General features: G+C 70.3%; 11 protein-coding genes. 8 read left to right on the top strand and 3 right to left on the bottom strand.

Annotated elements, in window-relative coordinates; genetic code table 11:
* Nucleotides 1-198 precede the first annotated feature (198 nt).
* Complete coding sequence (locus MFF04_RS20615) at nucleotides 199-552, bottom strand: septal ring lytic transglycosylase RlpA family protein (RefSeq protein ID WP_238278715.1); 354 nt, start codon at nucleotides 550-552, stop codon at nucleotides 199-201.
* Nucleotides 553-1,158: 606 nt separating this feature from the next.
* Between MFF04_RS20615 and MFF04_RS20620 the strand changes: the two genes are divergently transcribed.
* Nucleotides 1,159-2,352 carry a site-specific DNA-methyltransferase gene (locus MFF04_RS20620; protein ID WP_283206398.1) on the top strand — a complete coding sequence of 398 codons (1,194 nt, stop codon included), beginning with the start codon at nucleotides 1,159-1,161 and terminating at the stop codon, nucleotides 2,350-2,352.
* 5 nt (nucleotides 2,353-2,357) lie between these two features.
* On the opposite strand, the gene mutY is transcribed toward MFF04_RS20620, so the two are convergent.
* Nucleotides 2,358-3,665 carry an A/G-specific adenine glycosylase gene (gene mutY, locus MFF04_RS20625; RefSeq protein WP_238278719.1) on the bottom strand — a complete coding sequence of 436 codons (1,308 nt, stop codon included), beginning with the start codon at nucleotides 3,663-3,665 and terminating at the stop codon, nucleotides 2,358-2,360.
* A gap of 104 nt (nucleotides 3,666-3,769) precedes the next feature.
* Here mutY and MFF04_RS20630 point away from each other — a divergent pair, with 104 nt between their 5' ends.
* From MFF04_RS20630 to MFF04_RS20660, 7 genes are all read left to right on the top strand, one after another.
* Nucleotides 3,770-4,252, top strand: coding sequence for a DUF721 domain-containing protein (locus MFF04_RS20630; protein ID WP_238278721.1), 483 nt, complete (start codon nucleotides 3,770-3,772; stop codon nucleotides 4,250-4,252).
* 104 nt (nucleotides 4,253-4,356) lie between these two features.
* Complete coding sequence (locus MFF04_RS20635) at nucleotides 4,357-5,010, top strand: DsbA family protein (RefSeq protein WP_238278723.1); 654 nt, start codon at nucleotides 4,357-4,359, stop codon at nucleotides 5,008-5,010.
* Nucleotides 5,011-5,378: 368 nt separating this feature from the next.
* Nucleotides 5,379-5,579 carry an AtpZ/AtpI family protein gene (locus MFF04_RS22105; RefSeq protein WP_373320131.1) on the top strand — a complete coding sequence of 67 codons (201 nt, stop codon included), beginning with the start codon at nucleotides 5,379-5,381 and terminating at the stop codon, nucleotides 5,577-5,579.
* A 66-nt stretch (nucleotides 5,580-5,645) separates the two neighbouring features.
* Nucleotides 5,646-6,401: a F0F1 ATP synthase subunit A gene (locus tag MFF04_RS20645; RefSeq protein WP_238278727.1), complete on the top strand. Its 756-nt coding sequence runs from the start codon at nucleotides 5,646-5,648 to the stop codon at nucleotides 6,399-6,401.
* A gap of 62 nt (nucleotides 6,402-6,463) precedes the next feature.
* Entirely contained in the window at nucleotides 6,464-6,691 is a 228-nt protein-coding gene (locus MFF04_RS20650; protein WP_007566773.1) for a F0F1 ATP synthase subunit C, read from the top strand.
* A gap of 110 nt (nucleotides 6,692-6,801) precedes the next feature.
* Nucleotides 6,802-7,383 (top strand): F0F1 ATP synthase subunit B family protein, encoded by a 582-nt coding sequence (locus MFF04_RS20655; protein WP_238278729.1) that lies wholly within the window; start codon nucleotides 6,802-6,804, stop codon nucleotides 7,381-7,383.
* Nucleotides 7,384-7,400: 17 nt separating this feature from the next.
* The gene (locus MFF04_RS20660) at nucleotides 7,401-7,886 is read left to right on the top strand and encodes a F0F1 ATP synthase subunit B family protein (protein WP_238278734.1); all 486 of its coding nucleotides are present in this window, start codon (nucleotides 7,401-7,403) and stop codon (nucleotides 7,884-7,886) included.
* A gap of 117 nt (nucleotides 7,887-8,003) precedes the next feature.
* On the opposite strand, the gene MFF04_RS20665 is transcribed toward MFF04_RS20660, so the two are convergent.
* The coding region (locus MFF04_RS20665) for a BA14K family protein (protein WP_238278732.1) at nucleotides 8,004-8,468 on the bottom strand (465 nt) is incomplete at its 5' end.

The following is an 8,468-nucleotide window of genomic DNA, read 5'->3' on the forward strand; positions in this document are numbered from 1 at the left end:
GCCGCACGAGCTCGGCCGGTCTCGATGCGCCGGCGCGCCTCGGCCCGGCCGAGCTCGTGCGGCAGATCGACGATCAGGGGTTTTGCCATCGGGCCTTCGTCCTCGTGTGAGGATGCTCAGATGGGGCCGTTCCCGGCGGCGGGCAACGGCGAACCCCCGCTCCGATCCCGATGGCCGGAGCGAGGGCTTCGCCTGCCGTCAGCGGACGACCTGCAGCGAGACGTAGGTGGTTCCGCTCATCCCGATGGCGCGGGCCGAGCCGCGGGCGAGATCGATGATGCGGCCGCGCACGAACGGCCCCCGGTCGTTGATGCGCACCACCACCGAGCGGCCGGTGCGCGGGTTCTCCACGCGGACGCGGGTGCCGAACGGCAGGGTGCGGTGGGCGGCGGTCATCCCGTTCGGATTGAAGCGCTCGCCGCTCGCGGTCCTGTGCCCGCTGCCATACCAGGAGGCGGTGCCTCCCTGCGCGAGAGCCGCACCGCCGGACAGGGCGAGGGCAGCGACGGTGAGTGCGGCAGCGGTGGTCCGACGAACAGGCTTCGAGTTCATTCGCATTCCCTTGATTATTGCGAGGGGCGGCGAACTCGTTTCCAAGCATGGCCAGAATAAGACCTGTGCCGTCTCGGATTTTCACGCGGCATTCTCGATCGGATGCGGCAATCTGGATTGCCATGAATGCGGCAATGTCGCTCGAAAAACTCGGAGGCGCCTCAATTCTTGCGCGGATGATCCGAATTCATCTGAAATCTGTTTTCGAACGATGATCCGCCATGCGCCGCGGCGGGGTGGGGCCTGCGCTGAATGCGGCCCTGATCGGCGGCTCGTTCGCACGTCATCAGCGCGGCGTGCCGCTATCGGCCGCGTTGCTGGCGATGAACGAGGCTACTCGGCGCGATCATCGGATGATGAGCGGACAGGAGGATGGGAACTCGGCGAATACTTCGATGGATTCGAGAAAACGACCAGGCAATGAAGCGAGCAGGCCGAGATCAGGCCGAGCACAAAGCCCTGGAATGTCTCGAACGGCTCAGCTGAAGGGCCGGCTAGGCAAAAATTGCAGCCCCAAACCGGGACGCAATCTCTCGATCCGGGCAACCCGACCTTTACCCTGTTCGCCCCATGATCTGCCGGTCAGTCGCGTAACCGGTGTTTGCCATGGCCTCCCCGCGTACCGTGGCCGCCGGCGCCACCGCCCGGAAACTTGTCTCGCGTACCGGGCGGGCCGCGCCGGCGCCACGGATGGGTCTCGTTACCCCTCCCCAGCGCCTTCCCCTCGACGAGGTCATCGTCGGAGACTGCATCGCGGCGATGAACGCCCTGCCCGCGGGCAGCGTCGACTGCGTCTTCGCCGATCCGCCCTACAACCTTCAGCTCGGCGAAGGCTCGCTGCTGCGCCCGGATCAGAGCCGCGTCGACGCCGTCGACGACGCCTGGGACCAGTTCGCCAGCTTCGAGGCCTACGACGCCTTCACCCGCGAGTGGCTCGCCGCCTGCCGCCGGGTGATGAAGCCGAACGCGACCCTCTGGGTGATCGGGTCGTACCACAACATCTTCCGCGTCGGCAGCGCGCTTCAGGATCTCGGTTTCTGGATCCTTAACGACATCGTCTGGCGCAAGGCCAACCCGATGCCGAACTTCCGCGGCAAGCGCTTCACCAACGCCCACGAGACCTTGATCTGGGCCTCGCGCTCGGCCGAATCGAAGGGCTACACCTTCCATTACGAGGCGCTGAAGGGGGGCAACGAAGACCTCCAGATGCGCTCGGACTGGTTCATCCCGCTCTGCACGGGCGACGAGCGCCTGAAGGGCGCGGACGGCCAGAAGGTCCATCCGACCCAGAAGCCCGAGGCGCTGCTCGCCCGCACGCTCCTCTCGGCGACGAACCCCGGCGACGTGGTGCTCGACCCGTTCTTCGGCACCGGCACCACCGGCGCCGTCGCCCGCCGCCTCGGCCGCCGTTTCATCGGCATCGAGCGCGAAACGGTCTACGCCGAGGCGGCGCGCGCCCGTATCGCGTCCGTCGAGCCCCTGTCGCAGGCGGCGCTCCTCGTCGCCCCGACGAAGCGCGCCGAGCCAAGGGTGCCGTTCCTCTCCGTGATCGAGGCGGGCCATGTCCGGGCCGGCGAGACGCTCACCGACCAGCGCGGCCGCTTCAGCGCGCTCGTGCGCCCCGACGGCACGCTGATGGCGGGGCCGGCCACGGGCTCGATCCACAAGATCGGCGCCCTCGTCCAGGGCCTGCCGGCCTGCAACGGCTGGGACTTCTGGCACGCCGAGCGGAAGGGCCAGCGGGTCGTCATCGACACGTTCCGCGCCGACATGCGCGCGCGGATGAGCGCGGCCGGCTGATCGATCTAGCGCTTCGCCCGCGGCTTCGACGCCGCGCGGCGGCGCGGTGCCTTCGCCGGCGGCCGCTCCGGCTCGGCTTCCTCGCCATCGGCGACGGGGGCGGTGGCCGGGCGCGGCGCGGGCTTCGGCACGGGCCGGAAGGCCGGCGGTTCCGGCCTCTCCTCGACCTCCTCGAAGAGCGGCGTCGGCGCGGGCAGGCTCTCGCGCCCGGGGCGTCCCCGCTTGGGCGGCTCGGGCTTCGGGTCGCGGGCGTGGGCGATCACCTTCAGCATCAGGCCCGGCAGAGGCTCGTCGGCGAGGGCGTCGGGCGGCACGAAGCGCATCCCGGCCGGGGCCGGCGTCGCGAGCGCGAGGCGCGCGGTGAACACCGTCAGCTCCAGCGGGAAATGCGTGAAGCCGTGGCGCACGAGGCCCGGCTGGCGCTTCCAGCGAGCATCGAGGGGCGCGTCGAGGAGCGCCCGGGCCGGATCGTAGTCGATCTCCCATTCGCTCGTCGGCGGCTCCGCCATGGCGCCGAGAAGGCCGCCGGGCGGCCGTGTCCGCAGCAGGATGGCACCGTCGCCCGCCCGGAAGGCGACGAAGGCCGAGCCCCGCCGCAGCGTGCCCTTCTCCTTCCTGACTTTGCGCGGGAAGGTTTCCTGGAGCCCGAGCGCCCGTGCCCGGCAGGGCGGCATCCATGGGCAGAGGGCGCAGGCGGGCTTGCGCGGCGTGCAGATCGTCGCGCCGAGATCCATCACGGCCTGCGCGAAGTCTCCCGGCCGGTCGGCGGGCACCAGGCTCTGGGTCAGCACGCGAATCTCGGGGCGGCTGTTCGGCAGCGGCGTCTCGATCGCCGCGACCCGCGTCATCACCCGCTCGACGTTGCCGTCGACGGCGGCCTCCTGCCGTCCGAAGGCGATCGCCGCGATGGCGCCCGAGGTGTAGGCGCCGATTCCGGGCAGCCGGCGAAGGCCCTCGGCGGTGTCGGGAAAGGCGCCCGCTTCCGCCACGAGCCGGGCGCAGGCGTGGAGATTGCGCGCCCGCGAGTAGTAGCCGAGCCCCGCCCAGGCCGACATCACTTCATCCTCGCCCGCGCGCGCGAGGGCCGAGACATCGGGGAAGCGCGTCAGGAAACGCTCGAAATAGGGGCGGACCGCCGCGACGGTCGTCTGCTGGAGCATCACCTCCGAGAGCCAGACGCGATAGGGGTCGGCGGTCTCGCCCGGCTCCGCCCGCCAGGGCAGCGACCGGCGCTGGCGGTCGTACCAAGCGAGCAGGTCGGCCGCGGACGGGGCGGCCTGAGGCTTCTGCGTGCGGGAGCCGGCGGCCGACATGGGGCGGTCCATAGCCTCAGGCGGCGGCGGTTTCAAAGCGCTCCCGCGGCGCGCGGCGGCGTGCTAGGCTCCGGTGTCGGGTACGGGCGGAGTGCAGGCATCTCATGGCGCGGGCGAAGCCGCTGGCCGATCTCATCGCGCCCTGCATCGGGCCGGCCTTCGCGGCGCAGGGTTTCGCCTCGAGCGACATCCTCGCCGCCTGGCCCGACATCGTCGGCGAACGGCTCGCGCGCCATTCCCGTCCCTCGAAGCTCGAATGGCCCCGCCGGCGCCGCGGCGAGGATGGCAGGCCCGATCCCGGAACGCTGTTCGTGCGCGTCGAGGCGGCCTTCGCCCTCGATCTCCAGCATCTGGCGCCGGTCCTCGTCGAGCGGGTGAACGCCCATTACGGCTGGGCCTGCGTCGGCCGCATCCTGCCGCAGCAGGACCGCATTGGCTCCCGTGCCCGCCGCAAGGCGGAGGGCGTCGTCGATCCGGTCCGCCGCGGCAGCGTGGCGCAGGCGGTCTCGACCATCGAGGACGAGGGCTTGCGGGATGCCCTCGACCGGCTTGGAATCGCGACGGTGGCGACCGGTCCTGCGCGCTGAGGCGGCGTTCGGAGGCGCCTGCCGCCATGCTTGCCAGCGCGCGCCCTACATCCTACCGCATCATCCATCGACAGGGCGGGACCGCCCGGCAGCGCGAGACGACCATGATCACACGGCGCGATTGCATCAAGGCGACCGGCCTCGCCCTCGGCGCGGCGATCGTCCTCCCCAGGCTCTCCCTGTCGGCGCTGGCGCAAGGTGCCGACGCCGCGGCGGTGATGCAGCCGGGGCCCCTCGGCGACGTCTGGCTCGGTCCGGCCGACGCCAAGGTGACGATCATCGAGTATGCCTCGATGACCTGCTCCCACTGCGCGGCCTTCCACCGGGATACCTGGCCGACGCTCAAGTCGCGCTACATCGACACGGGCAAGGTGCGCTTCACCCTGCGCGAGTTCCCCCTCGACCCGCTGGCCACGGCCGCCTTCATGCTGGCCCGCTGCGACGGCGACGCCAAGTACTATCCGATCACCGACCTGCTCTTCGACCAGCAGGCGGCCTGGGCCTACGTGCAGAAGCCGCAATCGCCCGTCGACGCTATGGAGCAGATGCTGCGCCAGGCCGGATTCTCGAAGGAGAAGTTCGAGGCCTGCCTCAAGGACCAGAAGCTCTATAGCGCCGTGAACGCCGTGAAGCAGCGCGGCCTCGACGTGCTCAAGGTCGACTCGACGCCGACCTTCTTCATCAACGGTGAGCGCTATCGGGGCGAGATGTCGATCGAGGGCATGGAGAAGATCATCAAGCCGATCCTCGGAAGCTGAGGACGGGCTTGCCGGAAGCTTTTCCCGGCGGCGTGGCATGCCAGGAATTCGCCTTTCTTGACAATGGTTTAGCGGTGAGGGGCGGCGCCTTGACACCCAAGGGGGGCGAAACTATGGTGCGCCGCGCCTGAAGGGGGCGTCGGGACCCGTTCCTCTCCATAACGTGATCGTTCGCCTCGGGAGGCAAGACCTTGGGCGACAGCGAACCGCGGGACGAGAAGGGCGAGGGTCGGACGGCACCGGACGGCGATCTTTCCGCGAGGCTCAGACGTCTCGAGACGCAGATCGAACGGAAGCGGCCCGAGGCCACATCCGGTCCTTCGTCGCGTTCCGGTCCGTCTGCCGGCCCATCCCCTCTCGGGCAGGCGATGACGATCTCCACGGAGTTCGTCGCCGGCGTCGTGGCGGGCGGGGTGCTCGGCTGGATCTTCGACCACTTCCTCGGCACCAAGCCCTGGGGTCTGGTCGTGTTCCTGATGCTGGGCTTCGTGACGGGCGTCTACAACGTGATGCGCGTGTCGGGCTTCACCCGCCGCCGCTCCGGGCCGGACGACGGAAAGACACGATAAGACGGGTCAGGGCGCGGCCGCACCGGCGAACACCGGGCGGGCGTCACGCAAGGGGCGAAACGGGGCATGGCGGTCAGCATCGACCCGATCCACCAGTTCGAGCTGAAGCCGCTCGTCTCGCTGGGGCATATCGGTAACCAGGAAATCGCCTTCACCCAGTCGGCGCTGTACATGTTCGCCGCGGTCGGCGTCATCGCGCTGATCACCATCGTCGCGACCTCCGGGCGCTCGGTCGTGCCGGGCCGGATGCAGTCGCTGGCGGAGGTCTTCTACGAGTTCATCGCCGACACGCTCCACCAGGCCACCGGCGACGGCGGCAAGCGCTTCCTGCCGCTGGTGTTCTCGCTGTTCATGTTCGTGCTGATCCTCAACCTGTTCGGCATGATCCCCTACGCCTTCGCGGTGACGAGCCACCTGATCGTGACCTTCGGCCTCGCGGCCCTGGTGATCAGCGTGGTGCTCATCTACGGCTTCATGAAGCACGGCACCCACTTCCTCGGGCTGTTCGTGCCGTCGGGCGTGCCGAAGCCGCTGCTCGCCATCCTGGTGCCGATCGAGATCATCTCGTTCATCTCGCGTCCGATCAGCCTCTCGGTGCGTCTGTTCGCGAACGTGCTCGCCGGCCACATCGCGATGAAGATCTTCGCCTTCTTCGTGGTCCAGCTTCTTCTCGCCGGCGCCTGGAGCGTGCTATCGCCCCTGCCGCTGTTCCTCACGATCGCCCTCACCGCCCTCGAGTTCCTCGTGGCGGCGCTTCAGGCCTACGTCTTCGCGACGCTGACGGCGATCTACCTCAACGACGCCCTTCACCCCGGCCACTGACGGCCGGCTTCCTCCACCGGCGACGTCACGCCGCTTCAAGCAGAATCGATCAGGAGTAAGACATGGATCCCGTCGCAGCGAAGTACATCGGCGCCGGTCTCGCCTGCCTCGGCATGGCGGGCGCGGGCATCGGCCTCGGCAACCTCTTCGGCCAGTTCCTCGCCGGCGCGCTGCGCAACCCCTCGGCCGCCGACGGCCAGCGCGCCACGCTGCTCCTGGGCTTCGCCCTCACCGAGGCGCTCGGCATCTTCTCGCTGCTGATCGCGCTCCTGCTCCTCTTCGCCGTCTAAGGGACGCCGCGAACGGCGGGGCGCGGAAGCGCCCCATCTTTCGCTGAGGCCTGCTCGGGGCGCCCCGTCCGTGGGGCGCCCCGCCTTTCGAGAACAGACCGGACGAGGTCATGGCGCAGCCGAACCCCCTCACCCATCCCTCGCCGTCGTCGGATACGCAGCTCGGCACGCAGACCGGGCATCCCGCGCCGCACGGGGCCGCCTTTCCCCCCTTCGAGACCCATACGTTCCTGTCGCAGCTGATCTGGCTCGCGCTCTCGTTCGGGCTCCTCTACTACCTCATGGCCAAGGTCGCGCTGCCGCGCATCGAGGCGATCCTCCACGACCGTTCGGGCCGTCTCTCGGCCGACCTCGCCGAGGCGCAGCGGATGAAGTCGGAGGCCGACGCCGCCGGTGCCGCCTACGAGAAGGCGCTCGCCGACGCGCAGGCCAAGGCCCGCGACATCGCCCAGGGCACGCGCAACGAGCTCTCCGCCGCCGCCGAGACCCGCCGCAAGGCCCTCGAGACGGAGCTCAACGAGAAGCTCGCCGCGTCCGAGGCCACTATCCGCACCCGCACCGCCGAGGCGATGGGCAACGTCCGCAGCATCGCCGGCGAGACGGCCTCGGCCATCGTCGAGCGGCTCACCGGTCAGGCGCCCGACCAGGCCTCGATCGACCGCGCGCTCGACCGCGCGTCGCCGGTCCACTGAGAGAGACGACGGCCATGTTGCTGACAGCAGAGTTCTGGGTCGCCGCCGCCTTCGTCATCTTCATGGCGATCGTCTGGAAGGTCGGCGGCTTCGGCATGATGACCAAGGGTCTCGACGGCCGCGCCAAGCGCGTCCGGCACGAGCTCGACGAGGCGCGCCGCCTGCGCGAGGAGGCTGCCGCCGTGCTCGCCGACTACAAGCGCCGCCGCACCGAGGCCGAGCGCGAGGCGGAGGCGATCGTCGCCGGCGCCCGTCAGGAGGCCGAGCGCATCGCCGAGGAGGGCCATCGCCGCCTCGACGAGTTCATCGCCCGCCGCACCAAGACCGCCGAGACCAAGATCGCCCAGGCCGAGGTCCAGGCCGCCGCCCAGGTCCGCGCTGCCGCGGCCGACGCTGCCGTCCGCGCCTCCGAGGCCATCCTGCGCGAGCGCATGCAGGGCGACGCCGCCCAGGATCTCGTACGCCTCAGCCTCGGGGATGTCCGCACCCGCCTGTCGCGCTGAGAGCGAAGGTCGGTACCGAACGCAAGAAGGGCCGCCCGTCAGGGCGGCCCTTCGCGTTTTCAGGCCCGCCCCGCTCCAGCCCTCACGGAGAGGCCGGAGCGGGGTGCGACCGCGCCGTTACGGGCAGGCGACCCGGCGGCCGTTCTTGGCGAGGTAGGTGCCGGACCGGACGTCGTAGGAGCGGAAGCGGCGCTGGCAGTAGGCCACGTCCTCGGCACCCGACGACCCGTAGGTCTCGACGGGCTGCTCGGCATAGCCGTAGCCGGCCGGAGCGTAGGCGCCGTAGCCGCCATAGTAGTACGGGTCGTTGTAGTAGCCGCCGTACCCGCCGTAGTAGCTGCCGGCGGCGAGGCCGAGGCCCAGGCCGCCGAGCCCGTATCCGTAGCCGCGATAGTAGCCGCCCCGGTTCCCGTGCCACTGGCGGCCGCGCCAGCCGCGGTTGTCGGCGTAGCCGCCGCGGTATCCGCCGACGCCCGGGTTGTAGCCCGGATTGACGTTGCTGGGACCGAAGCCCGGCTTGTAGGCGCCGCCGTTGTAGCCGCCGACAGCCGCTGCGCCCGGCCCGCCCGCGCGCTGGCCGCC

Source organism: Methylobacterium jeotgali, from assembly GCF_022179345.1.
In the GTDB taxonomy this organism is placed as follows: Bacteria; Pseudomonadota; Alphaproteobacteria; order Rhizobiales; family Beijerinckiaceae; genus Methylobacterium; species Methylobacterium jeotgali.